Origin of the sequence: Tepidibacillus sp. LV47, from assembly GCF_048381575.1 — a bacterium.
Classification (GTDB): domain Bacteria; phylum Bacillota; class Bacilli; order Tepidibacillales; family Tepidibacillaceae; genus Tepidibacillus.
Genome location: NZ_JBLWIF010000002.1, coordinates 322,946 through 344,898, shown reverse-complemented (window position 1 = coordinate 344,898; position 21,953 = coordinate 322,946). Strand labels below are relative to the sequence as shown.

At 37.6% G+C, this 21,953-nt stretch carries 19 protein-coding genes; all 19 read right to left on the bottom strand.

Going from position 1 to position 21,953, the window contains the following annotated elements:
* Positions 1–10: 10 nt before the first annotated feature.
* The 19 genes from ACMW72_RS04805 to ACMW72_RS04715 all read right to left on the bottom strand — a co-directional run bounded on the left by ACMW72_RS04805 (position 11) and on the right by ACMW72_RS04715 (position 21,942).
* The gene (locus ACMW72_RS04805; protein WP_418367697.1) at positions 11–985 is read right to left on the bottom strand and encodes a gluconeogenesis factor YvcK family protein; all 975 of its coding nucleotides are present in this window, start codon (positions 983–985) and stop codon (positions 11–13) included.
* A gap of 16 nt (positions 986–1,001) precedes the next feature.
* Positions 1,002–1,877 (bottom strand): RNase adapter RapZ, encoded by an 876-nt coding sequence (gene rapZ, locus ACMW72_RS04800; RefSeq protein ID WP_418367696.1) that lies wholly within the window; start codon positions 1,875–1,877, stop codon positions 1,002–1,004.
* A gap of 44 nt (positions 1,878–1,921) precedes the next feature.
* Positions 1,922–2,881, bottom strand: a complete 960-nt coding sequence (locus tag ACMW72_RS04795) for an ROK family glucokinase (RefSeq protein WP_418367695.1) — start codon at positions 2,879–2,881, stop codon at positions 1,922–1,924.
* A 22-nt stretch (positions 2,882–2,903) separates the two neighbouring features.
* Positions 2,904–3,386, bottom strand: a complete 483-nt coding sequence (locus tag ACMW72_RS04790; protein ID WP_418367694.1) for an NUDIX hydrolase — start codon at positions 3,384–3,386, stop codon at positions 2,904–2,906.
* A 172-nt stretch (positions 3,387–3,558) separates the two neighbouring features.
* Positions 3,559–4,494, bottom strand: a complete 936-nt coding sequence (gene trxB, locus ACMW72_RS04785; protein WP_418367693.1) for a thioredoxin-disulfide reductase — start codon at positions 4,492–4,494, stop codon at positions 3,559–3,561.
* A gap of 152 nt (positions 4,495–4,646) precedes the next feature.
* On the bottom strand, positions 4,647–6,350 hold the full coding sequence (locus ACMW72_RS04780; RefSeq protein ID WP_418367692.1) for a tetratricopeptide repeat protein: 1,704 nt from the start codon (positions 6,348–6,350) through the stop codon (positions 4,647–4,649).
* 369 nt (positions 6,351–6,719) lie between these two features.
* Positions 6,720–8,444: a phosphoenolpyruvate--protein phosphotransferase gene (gene ptsP / locus ACMW72_RS04775; RefSeq protein WP_418367691.1), complete on the bottom strand. Its 1,725-nt coding sequence runs from the start codon at positions 8,442–8,444 to the stop codon at positions 6,720–6,722.
* 12 nt (positions 8,445–8,456) lie between these two features.
* On the bottom strand, positions 8,457–8,717 hold the full coding sequence (locus ACMW72_RS04770; protein WP_418367690.1) for an HPr family phosphocarrier protein: 261 nt from the start codon (positions 8,715–8,717) through the stop codon (positions 8,457–8,459).
* 47 nt (positions 8,718–8,764) lie between these two features.
* Positions 8,765–10,804 carry a glucose-specific PTS transporter subunit IIBC gene (ptsG, locus tag ACMW72_RS04765; RefSeq protein WP_418367689.1) on the bottom strand — a complete coding sequence of 680 codons (2,040 nt, stop codon included), beginning with the start codon at positions 10,802–10,804 and terminating at the stop codon, positions 8,765–8,767.
* Positions 10,805–10,958: 154 nt separating this feature from the next.
* Entirely contained in the window at positions 10,959–11,831 is an 873-nt protein-coding gene (gene glcT / locus ACMW72_RS04760; protein ID WP_418367688.1) for a glucose PTS transporter transcription antiterminator GlcT, read from the bottom strand.
* 19 nt (positions 11,832–11,850) lie between these two features.
* A complete protein-coding gene (locus ACMW72_RS04755; RefSeq protein WP_418367687.1) occupies positions 11,851–12,834 on the bottom strand; it encodes an ABC transporter ATP-binding protein in 984 nt (327 codons plus the stop codon).
* Positions 12,835–12,850: 16 nt separating this feature from the next.
* A complete protein-coding gene (locus ACMW72_RS04750) occupies positions 12,851–13,663 on the bottom strand; it encodes an ABC transporter permease (RefSeq protein ID WP_418367686.1) in 813 nt (270 codons plus the stop codon).
* Positions 13,664–13,670: 7 nt separating this feature from the next.
* The gene (locus tag ACMW72_RS04745; protein WP_418367685.1) at positions 13,671–14,474 is read right to left on the bottom strand and encodes an ABC transporter permease; all 804 of its coding nucleotides are present in this window, start codon (positions 14,472–14,474) and stop codon (positions 13,671–13,673) included.
* Between the two features lie 84 nt (positions 14,475–14,558).
* A complete protein-coding gene (locus ACMW72_RS04740; protein WP_418367684.1) occupies positions 14,559–15,056 on the bottom strand; it encodes a PTS sugar transporter subunit IIA in 498 nt (165 codons plus the stop codon).
* Positions 15,057–15,086: 30 nt separating this feature from the next.
* Complete coding sequence (treC, locus tag ACMW72_RS04735; RefSeq protein WP_418367683.1) at positions 15,087–16,766, bottom strand: alpha,alpha-phosphotrehalase; 1,680 nt, start codon at positions 16,764–16,766, stop codon at positions 15,087–15,089.
* Positions 16,767–16,875: 109 nt separating this feature from the next.
* Positions 16,876–18,273 carry a PTS system trehalose-specific EIIBC component gene (treP, locus tag ACMW72_RS04730; RefSeq protein WP_418367682.1) on the bottom strand — a complete coding sequence of 466 codons (1,398 nt, stop codon included), beginning with the start codon at positions 18,271–18,273 and terminating at the stop codon, positions 16,876–16,878.
* A 260-nt stretch (positions 18,274–18,533) separates the two neighbouring features.
* On the bottom strand, positions 18,534–19,244 hold the full coding sequence (gene treR / locus ACMW72_RS04725) for a trehalose operon repressor (protein ID WP_418367681.1): 711 nt from the start codon (positions 19,242–19,244) through the stop codon (positions 18,534–18,536).
* Between the two features lie 56 nt (positions 19,245–19,300).
* On the bottom strand, positions 19,301–20,890 hold the full coding sequence (gene mbcS, locus ACMW72_RS04720) for an acyl-CoA synthetase MbcS (protein ID WP_418367680.1): 1,590 nt from the start codon (positions 20,888–20,890) through the stop codon (positions 19,301–19,303).
* Positions 20,891–21,069: 179 nt separating this feature from the next.
* Positions 21,070–21,942 carry a Cof-type HAD-IIB family hydrolase gene (locus ACMW72_RS04715; protein WP_418367679.1) on the bottom strand — a complete coding sequence of 291 codons (873 nt, stop codon included), beginning with the start codon at positions 21,940–21,942 and terminating at the stop codon, positions 21,070–21,072.
* Positions 21,943–21,953: the final 11 nt, after the last annotated feature.

The following is a 21,953-nucleotide window of genomic DNA, read 5'->3' as shown; positions in this document are numbered from 1 at the left end:
CACCTCAATTCTATTTGCTTGCTTGCTTCCCTTCTCCCTCTAAAATCGTAAGAATTCGTTCGCTTAATTTATCAGCATTATGGCGGACATACTTTTTATATGTTAAAAATTGATCTGCCACAACCTGATACCCTTGAGATAAGAGAAGCTCTTTATTTGCTGTAACTGGTTCCGCCCCTTTATGCCGATAACGTTCAATAATTTCTTGAGAAATTTTTCCCTCGTGCACAATAACCACATCAATAAAGCGCTTTCCAACATGTTTTTCTACTGCCCTTACATGATCAATCGCTTGATAATGATCCGTTTCTCCAGGTTGGGTCATGACATTGCAAATAAAAATTTTCTTCCCTTTTGCGGATAAAATCGCATTTTGAATGCCTTTTACGAGAAGATTAGGAATAATGCTGGTATAAAGGCTACCTGGGCCAATTAAAATCCCGTCAGCTGTTAAAATCGCCTCAACCGCTTCATCCAATGGTTCAACATCGCGAGGTTCAATAAATACCTGTTGAATAGCTTTCCCCGTTTTTGGAATACTTGATTCTCCTTTTATTCTTGTGCCATCCGTATATTCAGCAATTAAAGAGACTTTCTGTAAGGTTGCAGGAAGGACTTTCCCTTTAACAGCTAAAACGCGGCTTAATTCTTTAATCGCAGAAAAAAAATCACCAGTTATATCCTGTAAAGCAGCTAGTAACAAGTTTCCCAAATTATGCCCTGCCAGCCCTTCCCCATGTTGAAAGCGGTATTGTAAAACTTTCTCCAACAAAGGTTCGGTATCGGCAAGGGAAACAAGGACATTACGAATATCTCCTGGAGGAAGCATATCTAGCTCATCTCGCAGTTTTCCTGAACTGCCACCATCATCAGAAACCGTTACAATCGCTGTGATATCCAGATTTTTTTTCTTTAACCCCCTTAAAATGGCAGATAACCCTGTTCCTCCTCCTATGGCTACAACCTTATATGGTTTCACTCTCATTGATTTGATCTCCTTATCATCGGTCTTTTTCAATATCACGATGTTGAACACTTACATTCCAGTCTTTTTCAAGTGAATGGGCAATATATTCTGCAATTGCAACAGAGCGATGCTTTCCCCCTGTACAGCCAATTGCAATGACGAGTTGACTTTTCCCTTCTTTTTGATATTTTGGTACAAGGAAATGAAGGAAATCCGTTAATTTAGTAATAAACTCTTGGGTTTCAGACCATTTCATCACATATTCATAAACAGGCTGATCTAAACCTGTTTGCGGACGCAATGAATCTACATAATGAGGATTTGCCAAAAAGCGAACATCAAAAACAAGATCCGCATCGATTGGGATTCCATACTTAAACCCAAAGGAAACCACATAAATGAATAAGCGATTTTTTTCTATTTCACCAAATCGAGCAATGATTTTTTCCCTTAATTGACTCGGTTTTAATGCACTTGTATCAATAAGATCACTTGCTTTTCCCTTTAATTCTTCAAGTAATTTCCTTTCTAAAATGATTCCTTCAATTGGCGATGAATTTGAAGATAAAGGATGTCTTCTTCTAGTTTCTTTATATCGACGAAGGAGTGTCTTATCATCTGCATCTAAAAAGAGAATTTGATAACGGATACCTTCAAGTTTATCAAGTGCCTTTAAAGCTTCTGATAAATTCTCAAAAAACTCTCGACCCCTTAAATCGATCACTAAGGCAACTTTATTGATTTTACCACCGGATTGAATCATTAAATCAACAAAGGTAGGAAGAAAGACAGGTGGTAAATTATCGACACAGAAAAAGCCAATATCCTCCAAACTTTGAATGGCAACTGTTTTTCCTGCACCTGACATTCCTGTAATAATAATTAAATGAATTGGACCCGATTCACTCATTTTATTCACCCTCGTCTCTCATATCTACGGCTTCTTTATACAACTTATACATGAAAAAGTGCAGCTGCTCCAATTATTCCCGCAGTATTTCCTAAAGTTGCCGGTACAATCTGAACATTTTTTACAATATTTTTTAATCCATGTTGATAAAACGCTTCGCGAATGGGTTCAAATAAAATATTTCCAGCTTTTGAAACCCCGCCGCCAATGATGATGATCTCAGGATCAAACAAATTAGCAACTGTAGCTAATGCTTTTCCTAAAAGGTAAGCTGCCTCTTTTACGATCGCCATCGCTTCTTTATCCTTTTCTTTTGCGGCATCTAAAACACTTTTTGCCGTAATCTCATCTAATTTTCCTTTGTATCTTTCCGTAAGTATTGAATCTTTTTCCTTCGCAACGACTTCTTTTGCCATGCGAATGATACCTGTTGCAGAAGATACGGTTTCTAAACAACCCACATTGCCGCAACCACAAACGATTCCCTTATCGGAGATGGGGATATGCCCTAATTCTGCAGCCATCCCATTTTTACCATGGAGGATTTTCCCATCCACGATAATTCCTCCACCAATTCCTGTACCGATCGTTGCCATTATCACATGTTTAAATCCTTTTCCCGCTCCAACCCAAGCTTCACCAATGGCAGCAACATTTGCATCATTTTCAATTTTTACAGGAATCAGCAACTCATTCTCCAAAATTTGCTTTATGGATAAATCCTTCCATTTGAGATTTGGAGCCATGCGAACAATTCCAGCGTCAATATCGAGGAGCCCTGGTATTCCCATTCCCATTCCTTTTACTTGTTCCCACGTTAAGCCAAAATCTGAGGCGATTTTTCTTACATTTTGGACAATATCGTCAATAATGGCTTGGTACCCATCTTTGGTACGCGTAGGAATCTCTGTCTCAAAAATAAGCTCTCCTATTTTCGAGATCAAACCCATTTTAATGGTTGTACCACCTAAATCAACACCTACATAAATTTCTTTCTTTTCCATCGCTATTCCCCATTCTATTTTTTTATACTGTAAGTACTTTTTGTTTATAAATAGGATCGAGATGGTAAGAGATTAAATCATAATCAGGTGTATAGATAAACTTTCCCGTAATGACTTGATCTGATGAAAAAATGTGTTCAAAATAAATATTATCACCTTTAGCTTTAGGTAAAGAAAGTACTTGATTCATATTTATCCATTCAAGAGTTCCTTCTTCACAATCCTTTTTTAATGTTCCACGAAATTCGGTTGCATAATAGGTAAACAGCATCCATTCCTCAACTAACTCTCCATTATTTTCGATAATGATGGAAAAAATTCCTCGAAGTTGAGGATTTTCTAAAATTAGATTTGTTTCTTCATAAAATTCTCTTTTCACCGACTCTTGAAGGCTTTCTTTTGGTTCGACTTTGCCACCAGGTACCACCCACCAACCTCGTTTAGGCTTTTGTAACATTAAGATCTGGTCCCCTCTTTGCAAAATACAATTTGTTACTCTTTTCACAAGATTCACCTCTATTACAAGAATAGCACCTTTTTAGTATATTAACAATCTTTCTCCTTTAATACTGGCGTTTAAAAAATGTGTTTGTATATTCCATAAGCACTGATCTTTCGTCAAAAAAAAGAGGCATGGTTATCTACCATGCACACATTGATATACTGTAAACCATTGATTATTCTTGATCCTCTAGGCTTTCGATATAATGTTGTGCAGCCATCGCTGCAATACTTCCATCTCCAGTAGCCGTTACGACTTGGCGAAGTTGTTTCTCTCTGACATCTCCTGCAGCAAAGATTCCAGAAATTTTTGTTTCCATATTTTCATTGGTTAAAATATACCCAGCCTCATTAGTGATACCAAGATTCTGAAATGGCTCTGTCATTGGGTCCATTCCAACATAGATAAATACACCTTGTACAGGTAAATCTTTGATTTCTCCTGTTACTTTATTTTTAATCCGAACGCCTTCGACACGGTTTTCTCCTAGAATTTCTTCAACTGTAGTATTCCAAATAAATTCGATTTTTTCGTTTTTAAAAGCGCGGTCTTGTAGAATTTTTTGTGCTCTTAATTGGTCGCGACGATGAATGATGGTGACTTTGGAAGCATATTTGGTTAAGAATACAGCCTCTTCTACTGCTGAATCTCCACCACCTACTACGACTAATTCTTTCCCTTTAAAAAATGCACCATCGCAAACAGCACAATAAGAAACGCCACGGCCAGCCAATTCTTTTTCACCAGGTACACCAAGTAAGCGGGGCTTGGCTCCTGTTGCAATGATGACTGCTTTTGCTTTATAGTCGCCATTTCCGGTTTTCACGATTTTATATGGAGTTCCATCTACAATTTCTTTTACATCCCCATATGCATATTCGGTTCCAAATTTTTTGGCATGATCCAGCATCTTATTGGCTAATTCTGGTCCAAGGATACTATCATAGCCTGGATAGTTTTCGATCTCTTCCGTATTTACCATTTGGCCGCCAGGAATTCCTCTTTCAATCATGACTGTTTTTAAATTGGCACGTGAAGCATATACAGCTGCAGTCATTCCAGCAGGACCAGCACCAATAATGACAACATCATACATTTTCTCTCCGCTCACAGATAGTTACCTCCTATCTAAACATGAACTTTATTATTGTTCAAATCATAATATATATCTTACTGATTTTTACTTCAATTGTCGAGTACCCCATAGGGTATAAGTTTTTACATCGTAGATCCTTCTTATTTTTCCCATTGAAAAGAAATCAATTAATTGAACTGATGATCATCTGAAAAATAGGCTGAAGTTAAAACTTCTTGGATTCGTTTTACATTTTTCATAATCGTATGTTTCGATACAAGATAGAATACTTCTAATCTTTCAATCGGAATCGGATGATCGCGAAAATGGGAAATTATATATTCAAGTGCAGCTGCCCATCCTTCTGCTTTGCGAATTTGCGGGGTATTAGGAATCGTATTCGCTAGAAATACATGCCATAATTTCTTGGCATCAAGGATTTCAAAAAAAGAATATCTTCCCATCATTTCTTTTTCTATAATAGCTAAAACTTTTATCCAAGAATCTTTCCAATGCTTTTTATCAGGAGTTAACCGGCCATATTCCATGACTTTTTGATTCTTCTTCAATAAATAAGGGGGCTTAGCATCAAGATCTTCTAAAATAAACAATACCCTCTTCTTTAACGAGAAAGATTGCTCTTCATCGATTAATATTTGACGGAGAATCTCTTCCCCTTGTTTTTCATCAACAAAACGAAGAATGGCAATCACTCGTTCTTTCGTTTCCTCATCTCCATACTTTAACCCCTTTAAAAGGCTAAAGGAGAGAAAAGGTTGGCTAAAATATTGTTCAGGATCCGCTTCAATCCGATCCATCCAATCATGAAAGGGAAGCTGATGATGATAAGGAAACTTTGGCAATTTTACCTTCGGTTCTTTTTCAAGCCAACTTAAAAGTTCCAGATAAAATTCAGCTACCTTCGATGGTTGTTGAAGCAGTAATTGTTTCCACCATTTTTCTGCTATGTCATAACGCTTTGTATTTAATGCAGCAATTGCACCGTAATGAAATATGAGCCAATCCCCTATACCATCTTTAATCATCTTTTTCAGATATTTAAAGGAAAATTCATCCTCTCCTAAGATGCCAAAAGTAGTGGCTAATTTATACATTCCTTCTCGATGAATAGGAACCACTTTTTTCAGTATCGTAAGATAGTTTTCATATTGCTTTTTGTCTTGTAAATGATAATAATAAATCGCAAGGTTCGCTAGTGCGTGAATATTGGTCTGTTCCCTTTCTAAGACCAACTCTGCTTGCTCGATTGCTTTATTTACATTCCCCATGTAAAAATAGGCAAGGGATAGATTGTTTCGAGCAATGATAAAGTCAGGATTGACTTCTAATATTTTTAGCAACAGTTTAATGGCTTCATAATATTTTCCCTCTTCAATGGCACGCTTTGCCTGACGATGCCAAATCAATAATTGCAAATTGTCGTTTTCTCTTTGTTCATTAGAAAGTTCTAACTCATAGGTCAAATATTCCAGCATTTCTTTCGCTTCATCTACGTATTCGCCATTAGGATCAATTTCAAGATAGTACTTTACATAATGATAGGAAGACTCCAAATCATCAAGATAGGTATAATTACTGGCTAAATAAAAATAACACTCGGTCAAGTTCGGATCAAGTTTTTCAACAACATAGAGTAAGAGTTGAGTGGATTCTTCAAATCTCCCCATCTCAGCTAAAATTTCGGCGATATAACAATAATGAATAGGGTTCGTGGAATCATATTCAACACTTTTCCAAAGGTATTTTAAGGCCTTTGTATAATTATGCTGTTCGTGATAATGCATGGCCCTTTCGAAGAAAAAATCCGCATCAAAAGCCATTGGAATCACGTTATTCTTTTGTTTGGCTGTCATGCGATTTCGTTTGTCCATAATAGCCTCCAGCTTTACACGATTTCCTATAAAAATAGTATAGCATAAATAAGACAAAGATTCTTGTACCTGTGCCATCCAAATAGATAAAAAGGGTTTGTATATTCCATCGCGCTCCGTCATCCGCGCCCTTCTATGAATAATGATGAAGGAGAGAAGGGCACTTTTGAAAGTCGCATATGGAATATACAAACCCCTAAATGACAAGTGGAAGAAAGTTATACTTATTTTTTTAAAAAAAGAAGGCAAAATGCCCTCTTCACCAATTTTGCTCCTCTAACCTGTTCATAGGATTAGAAGAGAAGAAATAAAGGTATGAATGTGGAATTAAAATATTACCAATTACTAATAAGGAAGTTTATAAAAATATTATTTCACTTTTGCTAAAACTTCTTGTTCAACGTAGCGTACAATTTCATCCGCCGTTTCCATTTGCAGAACTTTTTCGGTTACTTGTCTCATCTTTGCTACATTTAATTTTCGGATCAAAGAACGGGCTTTAAGAACGGATGACGCACTCATACTGAATTCATCCAAACCCATTCCTAATAAAATTGGGATCGCCGGAAGGGTACCTGCCATTTCGCCGCACATCCCTGCCCATTTTCCTTCTTTATGAGCAGCCTGAATTACCATATTAATTAAGCGTAATACGGCAGGATTAAAAGGTTGGTATAAGTAAGATACCCGCTCATTCATCCGGTCAACAGCCATCGTATATTGAATTAAGTCATTGGTACCAATGCTGAAAAAATCAACTTCTTTTGCAAGTTGATCGGCAATGACTGCTGCTGCAGGGATTTCAATCATCATCCCTACTTCCATCTCTTTGTTGTAGGGGATGTTTTGTTGATCTAGTTCTTGTTTGACCTCAGCTAAGACTTGATTTGCTTGTCGTAACTCCTGTAAAGAACTAATCATTGGATACATCATCTTAATATTGCCATAGACACTTGCACGCAGAATCGCACGAAGCTGTGTTTTAAAGATATCAGTACGATCTAAACAGAGACGAATCGCCCGATAGCCAAGGAACGGATTCAATTCCTTAGGCAGATCAAGGTAAGGTAATTCTTTGTCCCCGCCAATATCTAAGGTCCGAATCACAATGGGATGATCTTTTGCAAACATTTCTGCCACTTGTTTATATGCTTCAAACTGTTCCTCTTCAGAAGGGAGGTCGGTTCTTCCCATATATAAGAACTCTGTACGGAATAAGCCAATTCCTTCTGCCCCATTTTCAACAGCAGCTTTTGCATCATTTAGATTGCCGATATTGGCGGCGATTTCTACACGATGACCATCTTTGGTGATGGAAGGTTCTGTCTTCAGCTTTTTAAGTTCTGCAAGTTCTGCTTCATAGGCTTTTTTCTTTGCTGTATATTCTTCAATTAGCGAAGAACTCGGGTTTTTATAAACGACTCCCTCAATGCCATCAACAATGAGATAATCTCCTGCTTGTACCTCTTCAAGAATATTCTTTAGTCCTACAACTGCAGGAATTTCCATGGAACGAGCCATAATCGCCGAATGAGAAGTTCGACCGCCAATATTGGTGGCAAAGCCCGCAACTTTATCCCGATCTAATTGGGCTGTATCGGAGGGGGTTAGATCGTGAGCAACTAAAACAACAGGTTCATTGAAGTCTTCTAACGATTTTTCTTCTATTCCAGCAAGTCTTTTCAAAACCCGACTGCTTACGTCGCGAATATCGGCAGCCCGTTCTCTCATGTACTCATTATCCATACTTTCAAAAATGGTAATGAATTGATCTGTGATTTCCTTTAATGCGGCTTCTGCGTTAATGGACTCCCTTTGAATTTTATCTTTTACTGCGCCAATATATTCTGGATCTTGCAAAACGAGAATATGAGCAGCAAAGATCTGCGCTTCTTTTTCTCCTAATTTTTCCTTTGCTTTTTGTTGAATCGCTTCCAACTCGCTGATGGATTGCTTTACTTTTTCTTCAAAACGTTTTATTTCTTGTTCAATGTCATTTACTTGATATCTTGTTACATCTACTTTTTCTTCTTTTAGAAGAAAAGCAGGCCCCATAGCTATTCCTGATGAGGCAGCGATCCCTCTCCATTCCATTGCTCATCCTCCTTATTCGTGTTCTCGTTCGATAATTTCTCCGATTGCTTTTAATGCCTCTTCCTCGTTTTCTCCATTTGCAATCACTTTAATTTCATCACCTTGACGAACACCAAGGGACATAATGCCCATAATACTTTTAGCATTCACCTGTTTTTCTCCTTTTACGATCGTAATTTCACATGGGAAAGAGCTTGCCTTTTGTACTAATAGTGTAGCAGGTCTTGCATGAAGTCCTGTTGGATTTTTAACTGTAAATACTTTTTCTACCATTTGATTATTCCTCCTTGTGATTCTAAAATTTTTTAATTATGAACAAGTTATTTCTTTTCAATAATTGCAATTTCTGTGGTCCCAGCTTTTACTTCTCCTTTATTAACATGAAGGAATTGATTCTCATTTAAATTGGTGAAGACAATGGGTGTAATCGTTGATTTGGCATGGGTGCGGATATAATCCAAATCGACGTTTAACAACGGTGTTCCAACCTCTACTTCTTGTCCATCTTTCACCAATAATTCAAATCCTTTTCCTTGTAGATTAACCGTATCGATTCCTACATGGATGAGAACCTCTAAGCCACTATGAGAAACTAAACCAATCGCATGTTTAGTCGGAAAGATGGTGGTGATTTTTCCTTTTATAGGAGAAACAACTTTTCCATCTGAAGGATTGATCGCAAACCCATCCCCCATCATTTTACCAGCAAAAACTTGATCTGGCACCTCTGAAAGGTCAATGACTTCTCCATCTAATGGAGCAACGATATATTCGATACCTTCTTCAACGGTTTCTATATTGTTTGGAATGACATTGATCAAGTTCTTTTGTTCCACTGCTTCCGGTGATTGACCATTGATTATTGCTTTTATTTGTTCCTTTAAGGAGTCAGACTTTGTTCCAAAGATCGCTTGAAAGTTATTGCCCATTTCCATGACTCCTGCTGCTCCTAATTTTTTTAATTCTTCTTTATTCACTTTCGTTGGATCTTTTACCGTAACCCGTAAACGAGTAATACAAGCATCGAGTACACTTAAGTTTTCCTTCCCTCCAAAGGCTTTTAAAACTTTTGCAGCAAGACTATCTGAATGATCTGCTGTATTTTCAACTCGATTTTCCTCGTCTTCTCGGCCAGGGGTTTTTAGATCCCATTTGCGAATCGCAAAGCGAAAACCAAAATAATAAATTACAGAAAATACTAAGCCCACTGGTATGACGAGCCACCATGCAGTACGGTTTGGTAAAATTCCAAAGAGGATATAGTCGATGACACCGCCAGAGAAGGTCATCCCAATTTTCACATTTAGGATATGCATAATCATAAAGGATAAGCCAGCAAAGACCGCATGGATCGCAAATAAGACAGGTGCAATGAACAAGAATGTAAATTCAATCGGTTCTGTAATTCCTGTTAAAAACGATGTTAAGGCTGCAGAACCAAGGATTCCTGCAACAATCTTTTTCTTCTCAGGCCTTGCTTCGTGATACATCGCTAAGGCTGCGGCAGGAAGACCAAACATCATAAATGGGAATTTACCTGTCATAAATGTTCCAGCTGTAAAAGGTACCCCATCTTTTAACTGTGCGAAAAAGATATGTTGATCCCCATGAATGATTTGACCTGCTTTTGAGACATAGTTCCCAAATTCATACCAAAATGGGGCATACCAAATATGATGAAGTCCAAATGGAATTAAGGATCGTTCAATCAAACCAAAGATAAACGCAGCTAACGTTTTATTTTGATCGATCATACTGTGAGAAAACACATTTAACGCATTTTGAACAGGCGGCCAAATAAAAGTCATTAAAATACCCAAGATTAATGCAGATCCTGCAGTGACAATCGGCACAAAACGTTTCCCTGCAAAAAAACCTAAAAATGGCGGGAGTTGGATGGTGTAATATTTTCGATATAAATAAGCGGCTAAAATACCTACGATGATCCCACCAAAAACCCCTGTTTGCAGCGTTGGAATACCAAGTACTGTTGCATAAGATTGACTTTTTGCAACCATTTCAGGGGTGATATGAAGAATGTCTCCCATCGTAATATTCATGATCAGAAAACCAATGATTGCGGCAAGACCAGCAACTCCTTCTCCACCAGCAAGTCCAACAGCAACTCCCACAGCAAAAAGGAGTGGAAGATTACTAAATACGATTCCTCCTGCATCCTCCATCACATTTGCAACCAGTTGAATACCTGGACTAGTTAAAGCTGGAATTTTTTCTATTAACTCAGGGTTTTGCAGTGCATTCCCAAAAGCTAACAAAATTCCAGCTGCAGGTAGAATGGCAACAGGTAACATCAATGCTTTACCTACTTGTTGCAACACACCAAAGATTTTTTTTAGCATCGTTAATCCTCCTTTAATTTATAATTTCTGCTAATATCAGCAGGAAATACCAAAAAAGAAAAAGGCATGAGTAATAATTGTGATCTATGACTAGGATGTCATAATCACCAAAAAATTACTCATGCCTGATCGAATCAGTAACACGTAGACGCTTTCATTTTTGATTGTCATTGATATGATCTAAGATTCTTTGAATATGCAACGTAAGATAGCTTACCTCTGCCTCTGGTATTTCTGCCTTTAACGTATTTTGCATGATCTTAACTAATTTCCAAGCGAGATTATAACATATGGGGTACTCTTTTTGCAATAAAGAACTTAAGGGATGATTTTCTCCTAAGTGTTGGTTTTGCTCCGTTCTTTCAATGGCAAAGCGCAAGTGTGTCACTAGGCGGGCATAATCGATGGACTCCTTGTCAATCTTGATCGCTAATTCTTCTTCAATCACATGAATCAACTGATTGACAAGTGCTGAAAAACGATTCATTTTGTTAATACTTTGATTGGTCCTAAGACTATTAAGATGAAGGGTAATAAACCCAGCCTCATCTTCTGGGATTTCCAGATTTAATTTTTGTTCTAAAATCTTCAATCCTTGTAATGCGAGAGCAAACTCTTCTGGGTAAAGGGTTCGAATTTCAAATAAAAAGGGGTTATCGATATTAATTCCCTGTTGTAAACGTTTTATCGCAAAGGAAATATGATCAATAAAAGAGACTAAAAATTGTTCTGTAAAATGAAGATCCGACTTCTTTTCAATATATTGAATCACATCATGAATCGCATGTATCGTTTCATCATCAGCTTCTGTAAGAACACGTAAGATGGAATCGCGGTTTGCATCAGAAGAAAGGGTAAATACTTTTTCAATCGCTTGTAGTTGTTCATCAGCCAAATATTCTCCTTTTTTACGGTTAAAACCAATCCCTTTCCCTAAAAGTACAACTTCGTTTCCCCGTTCATCTTTGGCTAATATGGTATTATTATTTAGAATTCGCAGGATTTGATAAATTTTTTTATTCTTCATTTCCTTTCCATCCTCTTTTTTATATTGACAACCCTTGTTCATAGATTTGGCGAATAATATCTTCGATTTCTGGTTCCTCGATGGTTAAATCCCTAATTTCATATCGATTCGATAGTTGATGGATTAACTCCGAAGCACTTATCTTTTCCCGATCAAATTGAATCCATTTCCGTTTTCCTTCCTCTTTAATAAGTTTTGCCCCCTGTACCTCTATCTTTGCATCAACTTCTAAATCCACAATCAAAAAGCGATTTTTCCCATATAACTCCTTAATTTTCGCTAATTCCCCATCATACATGACACGGCCTTGATCAATGAGGATCATCCTTTTTGTCAGCTTTTCAATATCTGCCATATCATGGGTCGTTAATATGACAGTAACCCCCCGCTCTTTATTGATCTGTTGAATAAAGTTACGAATCTTTTCTTTTGCAACGACATCTAAGCCAATGGTAGGTTCATCTAAAAAGAGGATGATGGGATCGTGAAGTAACGCTGCGGCAATATCTGCTCTCATTCTTTGTCCTAGAGAAAGTTGACGGACAGGGGTCTGGTAGAACTCATCAATTCCCAGTATCTCTGTAAAAATCTCCATATTCATTTTATAGCGCTGTTCAGGGATTTGGTAGACCCGTTTCAACAATTCAAAAGAATCAATGGTCGGAAGATCCCACCAAAGTTGGATCCGTTGGCCAAAGACCACACCTATTTGTTTGGCATTTTTTTGCCTTTCCCGATAAGGAATCAATCCATTCACCCGTATTTCCCCTGAAGTAGGAACAAGGATACCGGTTAACATTTTGATCGTTGTCGACTTACCAGCTCCGTTTGGCCCAATATAGCCAACCATCTCTCCTGCCTCAATGGAAAAAGAGATATCATCAACCGCAATCTTTGTGATATATTCGCGGTGAAAAAGGCTTTTTAAAGCCCCTATTATCCCTTCTTCTCTTTTTGGGATTTGATACTGTTTTGTAATATGTTTTACTTCAATAAGACTCACAGAAACACCTCCAGCGTTAAGAACCCGTTCCCTTATATCGATCTAATCCTTTCATCCAAAACCGCCAGCAAAGATAGAAGAAGATAATCCCCACAAACGGACTGAAAAAACCGAAAAAGGATGGAAAATCCCCTGTTTTCCCTAACAATAATAAGGATGGAAAATAATTGACAAAAGCGAAGGGGATGACGAAAATTAAAAACCACTGAACAATCCTAGGATAGATGGATAACGGATAATTCATTAAATTTTTGGCAGGAAATAATACCACCCAGTAAAGCTGTTCTGAACGGGTTGTCCAGAAGGCTACTGCCGAAATGAAGACTAAGATTCCCCCTTGAATCAATACTCCTCCAAGAACGGAACCAGCAAAGACTAGCCATTGTAGCAAGCTAAATGAAAGATGAAGTTGATGGTAAGCAAAGATAAAGGCAATGATACTAAAAAGGAGTTGGCCAAAGGCGCCCACATCAAACTTCATAGCAATAAAATGGAAAAAAGGATGTATGGGGCGCACCAAAAAGCGATCAAACGTTCCATTTAAAATATATTGGTCCAAATTATGGAAATGAAAGAAAAAAAGCAAAGAAATACTCCACGATAAGACGGATAAGGCAAACAAAAAAAGCAATTGCCAAAAGGTCCATCCTGCTAAAGCTTTAAAGGAATATAACATCACCCACATAGTAATGGCCATTCCTGTGTAATTCATCGCCCATCCGAGAATATTCATAATAAACCCATAGCGGTATTGGAGTTGAGCCCGGATACTTGCGGAAACAAAGTGAAGGTATAATTGAATGGGTAACAGAACAGATTTCTTATCCAATTGACATTTATCCCCCTTGCACCGTTACCTTTTGCGAGACTTTGCGCCAAACAAACCGCAATACGAAAAAGCTAACTAGAACCCAGAAGAGTTGAATAAAAATGGCACTGATTGCTTCAGGCCCTGCTAGTTTTTCGACGAAAATGGCGTTAGGAACAAAAAAGATGCCCTGAAAAGGTAAAAAACGAGCCAATGTTTCTAACCAATCAGGGAAAAACCATAAAGGTACAACCGATCCGGAAAACAAGGAAATAGAGAAATAAAAAATATCCTCGACACCGCCTGTTTCCACTAACCAAAAGGTAAACAACCCAAAAATTAATTCAATGCTAAAGCGAATGAGAAAACCTAATATGGCAGAAAAAATAAAAAGAAACCATTGACTGAAAGTATAGGGTACTTGCAAATGAAACCACCAAAATAAGAGAACATATAAGGGTAAAACAGCCGTAAGCATATGAAAAGCAATGCTTCCTAGATCCGAAAATAAGGCCCGCAGGGGGTAATCATAAGGGCGAATCAATTCCATCACGATATCTCCTGTACGCACCTTTTCTTGAATCTCCCAAAGAGGAGTACCTGCGCTATGAATTCCTTGCAGCATTTGGCTGACAAAGATATAACTGAGCATGGATTGAAAAGACACTCCTGCTACAATGTTTTTATCAAGGTATAAACCGTACCAAATGACACCCCATATAAATAGAAAAATAAAATTAGAGAACACACGAGTCCAAGCATCAAAACGATAGGCGGCTGCCCGTCTGAAAGAACTGCGGGAAAAAGCCAAGTACATCTGTAATTGTCCCATAAAACCTCCTTGTAATGAATAAAAAATCAAGTGAACATAGCCACTTGATTTTTTAATTCTATTATTTTATTGTAAACCAATTGATTAAGCAAGATGAATTTTTAATACTTGAGTTTGTCCTTTACTTACATTCTCTTGCGCCAGTTTTTCCATCTTTCCTACTTTCTCCCGGTTTGTAATCACCAATGGAGTAATGGTACTTTTGGCCTTTTCCTTGATGAGATTAAGGTCAAAACTAATCAAAGCATCACCGGCTTTAACTTTGTCCCCTTCTTTCACATGTGCAGTGAAACCTTCTCCTTCCATTTGTACCGTTTCTAAACCGATGTGGATTAAAATTTCTAATCCACCTTTACTGCGAATTCCCACTGCATGTTTCGTATGGAAAAGTTGAATAATCTCCCCATCAATGGGTGCAACTACTTCTCCTTCTGTTGGTTCAAAGGCAATGCCATCTCCCATCATTTTTTGAGAAAAGACAGGATCAGGAACTTCTTCGATCGAAACGATTTTACCACTTATTGGAGCGACAAAGGTTTCTTCTGTTACTTTTTCTCTTTTACCAAATAATTTTCCTAACATCCCAATCACCTATCATTTTAGAATTTATTTTTATTTTATATAAAAGGCTACTGACTCATACGGACGTAAAGTTAATTTGTGGATATTATTTTCTGTGTCCTTATAATTGGAAATTAAAATTTTTGCATTTCCCTCAAGCTTGATTTCTTCAGGCAACGCAAATATCGTTTCTTTGCCGTAGAAATTATTGATTACAAGAAGAGCCTCGTTTTGGTACCTGCGAATATAGGCAAAAATTTGCGGATCGTCTTCTAAGATTAGTTGATAATCCCCATAAGCAATTATATCGTATTCTTTTCGCAATTGAATCAGCTTTTTGTAGTGATAAAAGATCGAATCAGGATCCTTTAAGGCTTGTGCAACATTGATTTTTTGGTAGTTGGGAGCAACAGGGATCCAAGGCGTTCCCGTTGTAAACCCTGCATTTTTATCCCCATTCCACTGCATCGGTGTACGGGAATTATCTCGCGATTTTTGCTTGAGCGCTGCCATGATCTCTTCTTCTGATTTTCCTTTTTCTTTTAATAAATGGTAAGCATTAATCGATTCCACATCGCGATAATCGAAAATATCATCAAAGTAAGGGTTGGTCATCCCGATTTCTTCCCCTTGATAGATATAAGGAGTTCCTTCCATCAAATGAATGGTAGTGGCTAACATTTTGGCTGATTCTTTATGGTATTCTTGATCATTGCCAAAACGAGAAACAATCCTTGGCTGGTCGTGATTGCTCCAAAAGAGAGCATTCCAGCCACCGCCTTGATGCATGCCTACTTGCCATTCACTTAGGATTTTTTTCAACTTAATAAAGTCAAAAGGAGCCGCCACAAACTTTTCTCCATTTGGATAATCCACTTTTAAATGATGAAAACTAAAGGTCATGCTTAATTCTTTTTCCTCTGGATTCGTATAACGAATACAATTTTCAATCGACGTGGATGACATTTCTCCTACAGTTAAAATGTCAGGGCGTTTGGCAAAGACCTCACGGTTCATTTCTTTTAAAAATTCATGAATGCGCGGGCCATCGGTGTAGAATTTCCTTCCATCATCCGTTGGCGTCTCTAAGGTATCATTTGGAAAGGATTGATCCTTTGAGATGAGATTAATCACATCTAAACGGAAACCATCCACACCTTTATCTAACCAAAAATTCATCATTTCATATATCTTTTTCCGAAGTTCTGGATTTTCCCAGTTTAAATCGGCTTGGGTCACATCAAAGAGATGGAGATAGTATTGGTCCGTTTTTTCATCATATTGCCAAGCACTCCCCCCGAACTTAGACAGCCAATTGTTCGGAGGTTGTCCATTGACACCATCCTTCCAGATATAAAAGTTACGATAAGGATTCTCTTTTGATTTTTTCGCTTCCTTAAACCATGGATGTTCAGTGGATGTATGGTTGACCACGATATCTATAATGATTTTGATCCCGATTTCATGGGCTTTTTTCAACAGTTCATCAAAAGTTTCCATGGTTCCATAGTCTGGATTAATTTTGTAGTAATCACTGATGTCATAGCCATTATCCCGTTGGGGAGATTCATAAATAGGGGTAAGCCAGATTACATCAATACCAAGCTCTTTTAAGTAATCTAGTTTTTCAATGATCCCTTGTAAATCGCCAATTCCATCCCCTGTTGTGTCTTTAAAACTTTTTGGATAGATTTGATAAACGACTGCTTTTTTCCACCAAGGCTGTTTCAACGTCAACACCACCAATTTTATCTTAATTTATTAGAGATTGTAAATCGATAAAAAAGGAATACCATTGGCGTAATCCCAACGAAAACACCAATGGTAAACGCAGTTCGCCTTACTTTCTTCTCAATTTACCCCATACATAGGTTAATACGAAAGGTACGATCAGAACAATTGCCATGCCGATAAAGAAGGGTACCCATTTTTCTGGAACAATGGAAAGAAAACCAGGTAGTCCACCTACACCAATCGATGGTGCAATAACATCACTAACAGTAATCACCATTGCCCCAATGGCAGATCCAATCATTGCCGAGATAAATGGATATCTAAAGCGCAAGTTCACTCCAAACATCGCTGGTTCGGTAATCCCTAAGAAAGCAGAGATTGCCGATGTTAGTGATAAACCTTTTACTTTTTCATCTTTTGAAACAAACATCATGGCTAAAGCTGCAGAACCTTGAGATATATTGGATAATGCTACAATTGGCCATAAGAAAGTTCCGCCAATAGAACCGATGAGTTGTAAGTCAACGGCAAGAAAAGTATGGTGCATTCCTGTAATAACAATAGGTGCATAGAACGCTCCATAAATAAGTCCTCCGATGATAGGTACAGTATCAAAGATGCCGGTAATGCCTGCTGTTAACCAACTACCAATCTTAAACGTTACTGGTCCGATGATGACAAAAGCAAGAAACCCAGTAACTAATAATGCGATTGGAGCAACCAGTAATAATTGAAACGCTTCAGGAATGCGGTTTCTTAAATAAATTTCCAGTTTCGCTAGAACGTAGGAAGCAACCAATATAGGAAGTACTTGCCCTTGATAACCTACTTTTTGCACAACTAAACCAAATAGATTCCAAGTTGGGATCTCTTTTGCTGCCCCATATCCCCATGCATTTAAAAGATCAGGATGAACAAGCATCAAACCAAGAACAATTCCAAACAGCGGGCTTCCTCCAAATTTCTTCACGGCCGACCAACCAATTAAACCAGGTAAGAAGACAAAGGCGGTATTAGCAATTAGATTAATCATACTCGCCAAATCTTTCCACTCTGGATATACATCTACTACCGCTTCCTTAAAGAAAATCCCTTTTCCCGTCAGAATATTATTAATTCCCATTAACAAACCAGCGGTTACAATTGCCGGTAGAATCGGAATAAAAATATCCGCAAGCGTTTTCACGGCACGTTGTAAAGGATTTAGTTTACTCTCTGCTGCATCTTTAATATCTTGTTTGCTTCCTCTTTCAATTCCCGTGATTTCAACCAATTGATCATAGGCTTTATCCACTAATCCTTGCCCAATCACCACTTGAAATTGGCCATTTGCTGAAAAGGAACCTTTGACAATATCTATTTTTTCTAGTGCTTCTTTATCAACAAGGCTTTCATCTTTTAATGCAAAACGTAATCTTGTCACACAATGGGTGGCAGCTATAATGTTCTCTTTTCCACCGATTGCTTCGACAATTTTCTCAACTGACTCTCTTTTAATGCTCATGATATTCCCTCCTTGTATTCGTTTTCATAACAAAATGATAACTTGTTCAAACAAGTTTTGTCAATACTTGTTTAGACAAGTTTATACTTATTTCGACATTTTATGACATAAACATTCTTTCTTTTATCATAAATAAAAATAGGTTTGTATATTCCAACATGCTTATGGAAACAAAAAATGGCTTGTATGCTTAATAGAACATACAAGCCCAGGTTTTTAGTAGTAAGGGAGCTATTGCTCCAAAATCCTAAACCCCGCAGTTATCTACGACGGGCAAAATCAGAGAAAACAAAACGATCAGGTCGGTGACGTGATTCTGTATATTCAAATTGAGTTCCATCTTGGAAATGGACAAAGTTTTTCACAACAACGACTAAATTAAATCCTTTTAAATCTAAATGCTCTTTGTCTTTTATTGTCACAGGTTCCACTTGAATAATTCGTTTTGCAAAACCAATTTTTAATTGCAGGATATTTTCTATATAGTCATAGATTGAAACTCGAGCGATTTCTTCTGTTAGATCAGAAACATATTTTTTTAAAAAATAGTTAACATCAAAAATAATTTTTTCCCCTGCTAATTCCCTTACACGATAGATATGATATGCTTCTTCACCAATTGGTAAATTTGTTTTCTTATGGAGGGATTGATCAATGATGATCTCCTCAAATTTAGGAACATATGTCTGAAAAGGCTGATTATTACCTTCACTTGCTTCCTTGAAACTAACAAGACCTCCGAAGGAGAATGTAATTGGGTGTTTATCTAAGACAAAAACGCCCTTCCCGTGCAAACTGTGAACAAAACCTTCTTCTGCAAGCAACTCTAGTGCTCTACGAATAGTCCCTCGGCTGACCCTATATTTTTGACAAAATTCGTGTTCAGAAGGTAGTTTTTCACCTGGCCGATAGGTTCCGGCTAGTATTGCATTTTTAATCTCTTCGTAGATTTCGAGGTATCTCCTGTGCATAAAACCCCTCCATGGTCTTCCTATCTCTTTTATACCATAATACCCGATTTTATACACTACATATCTAAAGCTTTATATTTTTGTTCTTCTAATTCACGTAATTCGACCCGACGAATTTTCCCTGAATTTGTTTTTGGTAATTCTTTTATAAATTCAATTCTTCTTGGATATTTGTAAGGAGCTGTCAGGCGCTTCACATGTTCTTTCAATTCTTCTTCTAATTCCAATCCACCATAAAATCCTTCCTTTAAGACGATAAATGCCTTAACGACATGCCCTCTGATTTCATCAGGACTAGCAACAACGGCGCATTCTTTCACTGCAGGATGTTTCATCAATGCATCTTCTACCTCAAACGGTCCAATCGTATACCCTGAACTGATAATAATATCATCTCTACGACCTTCAAACCAGAAATACCCTTCTTGATCTTTTCGCGCACGATCGCCTGTAATATAGTAATCACTACGAAAGGCAGCTAAAGTTCTTTCTGGATCTTTAAAATAACCTTTAAAAAGTGCTGGATGATTACGATGAATTGCAAGATCCCCTACTTCACCTATGGCAACCGGCTCTCCGTTTTCATTGATAATTTCAATAGCGTCGTTAACAGTTGGTTTACCCATTGATCCAGGCTTTACTTTCATATCTTTTAAAGTCGCTACCATTAAAGTTCCTTCGGTTTGACCATAGCCATCACGTACTTCAATTTGAAAATAATTTCTAAAAACATCAATCACTTCACGATTTAACGGCTCTCCTGCAGATACAGCACTACGTAAATGAGAGAGATTATATTGACTTAATCCATCCACTTTAGCCATTAAACGGTACTCTGTCGGGGTACAACATAAGACATTCACCTTGTAATTCTGTAATAGGGTTAAATATTTATGAGGCTGAAACCTTCCATGATAGATAAATCCTGTTGCTCCTTTGCCTAAGATCGATAAGAAAGGACTCCAAACCCATTTCTGCCATCCAGGCCCCGCTGTTGCCCAAACAAGATCATGTTCTTGAATATCTAGCCATAAATCTGCAGCGATCCGTAAATGGGCATAGGCCCATCCATGACTATGCAATACTCCTTTTGGAAAACCAGTTGTTCCTGAAGTGTAAGTTAGAAAAGCAATATCGTCTTTTGTAGTTCGTATTGTTTCAAAGGTTTGCGATTCATTTTCCATTAATTGTTCAACCGAGAGCCAACCATCAATTTCTTTCCCGTAAGAAATTTTAACTTGTAATGTTGGCATCGGTTCAGTAATCAAATCAATCTCTTGATGGAATTCGGAATATGCGATGATCGCTTTTGCTTCTCCATGGTTGATTCGATAACTAAGATCTTTGGCACGTAACATCTCTGAAGCAGGAATGATTACAAGACCAGCTTTTAAACAAGCGAGATAAATCACGTAGGAGAAAATGAATCGTGGCATCATTACTAATACCCGATCCCCTTTTGTTAAACCCAACTTTGTCAATGCATTGGCAAGTTGATTGGCCTTGTTTAAGAGGTCGTTATAGGTTATCTCTTCATAATGTCCTTCTTCATTTTCCCATTTCAGTGCAACTTTGTCGGAAGCAAACTTCTCAATCTCTTGTGTTAAGTTGTATCTATTCGGTGCGATCAGTTGTTTAAGATCCATGACCATTCTCCTTTTCTTCAGTACTTATTCTTTTAATCCTCTTCTTTTAATCCTTTACTTCTTTATTACTTTATTATAATACTAATTCATATGACTTGGTACTAATTTTTATTTTAAAAAAAATCCCATATCCTATTTTTTTGAGGATAGGATTGGGATTTTATTGAATTCAATCGATATTATTCCCGAGGATTGCTTATTTTTAATGATTGTAAAATCGCTTTGGCAACTCCATTTTCATCATTGGTGGCTGTTACTTGATCTGCCTTTTCTTTGATTTCTGCATTCGCGTTTCCCATTGCGACAGCCAACCCTACGCGCGAAAACATAGATAGATCATTATAGCTATCACCAATCGCCATTGTTTCTTCCATCTTAATTTTTCGTTCACGGGTAAAGTATTCTAACGCGAGTCCTTTTTGGGCATGAATATCGGTAATTTCTAGGTTATCATACCCTGAGGAACTGACGGCAACGTCAAATTGAAGGAGATATTGTTCTACTTCTTTTTTCTTTCCTACATCTAAAGAAAAAGCGAGTATTTTTAGAATTTCGATGTTCGGATCAACAAACAGAGGTTGATAATCATCAACGACGCGAACACTACCCCGTTCAATCCGTTCTTTTGCATTCTCAAGGAATCGATCAGTGTCGAAATAAGGATTCGCACTTGATAAAATATCAATAATGGTAGCTAAGCCTTTTTGATAATCTTTAATATATGTTCCTTCATTCGTAAAAACTTCATAATACATTTCTTTTTGGTCAAGGTAATCGGCGATTTTTCTTGCCTTATCCCCTTGTAATGGAAATGATGCAATTCTTTCCCCGGTTTCTGAACGTATTTCTGCACCATTTGTAGAAATAATCGGGCAAGAAATTCCTGCTTCTTGCAGTAAATAAATCGCTTCCTGATAGGAACGGCCGGTAGCAACGACGAATTCGATTCCTGCTTTTTGCGCTTGTTTGATCACAGTACGGTTTTCTTCACTGACCGTTTGTTTGCTACTTAATAATGTCCCATCCATATCGCTAGCGATGCATTTAATCATGATAACACCTC

Excerpts from the sequence above, each read along its gene's own strand:
- ptsG (WP_418367689.1), bottom strand. The coding sequence starts at position 10,804 with ATGCTAAAAAAAATCTTTGGTGTGTTGCAACAAGTAGGTAAAGCATTG.
- treR (WP_418367681.1), bottom strand. The coding sequence starts at position 19,244 with ATGCACAGGAGATACCTCGAAATCTACGAAGAGATTAAAAATGCAATA.
- mbcS (WP_418367680.1), bottom strand. The coding sequence starts at position 20,890 with ATGGATCTTAAACAACTGATCGCACCGAATAGATACAACTTAACACAA.
- treP (WP_418367682.1), bottom strand. The coding sequence starts at position 18,273 with ATGAGCATTAAAAGAGAGTCAGTTGAGAAAATTGTCGAAGCAATCGGT.
- glcT (WP_418367688.1), bottom strand. The coding sequence starts at position 11,831 with ATGAAGAATAAAAAAATTTATCAAATCCTGCGAATTCTAAATAATAAT.
- ACMW72_RS04740 (WP_418367684.1), bottom strand. The coding sequence starts at position 15,056 with ATGTTAGGAAAATTATTTGGTAAAAGAGAAAAAGTAACAGAAGAAACC.
- rapZ (WP_418367696.1), bottom strand. The coding sequence starts at position 1,877 with ATGAGTGAATCGGGTCCAATTCATTTAATTATTATTACAGGAATGTCA.
- ACMW72_RS04745 (WP_418367685.1), bottom strand. The coding sequence starts at position 14,474 with ATGGGACAATTACAGATGTACTTGGCTTTTTCCCGCAGTTCTTTCAGA.
- ACMW72_RS04780 (WP_418367692.1), bottom strand. The coding sequence starts at position 6,350 with ATGGACAAACGAAATCGCATGACAGCCAAACAAAAGAATAACGTGATT.
- ACMW72_RS04770 (WP_418367690.1), bottom strand. The coding sequence starts at position 8,717 with ATGGTAGAAAAAGTATTTACAGTTAAAAATCCAACAGGACTTCATGCA.
- ACMW72_RS04715 (WP_418367679.1), bottom strand. The coding sequence starts at position 21,942 with ATGATTAAATGCATCGCTAGCGATATGGATGGGACATTATTAAGTAGC.
- ptsP (WP_418367691.1), bottom strand. The coding sequence starts at position 8,444 with ATGGAATGGAGAGGGATCGCTGCCTCATCAGGAATAGCTATGGGGCCT.
- ACMW72_RS04805 (WP_418367697.1), bottom strand. The coding sequence starts at position 985 with ATGAGAGTGAAACCATATAAGGTTGTAGCCATAGGAGGAGGAACAGGG.
- ACMW72_RS04795 (WP_418367695.1), bottom strand. The coding sequence starts at position 2,881 with ATGGAAAAGAAAGAAATTTATGTAGGTGTTGATTTAGGTGGTACAACC.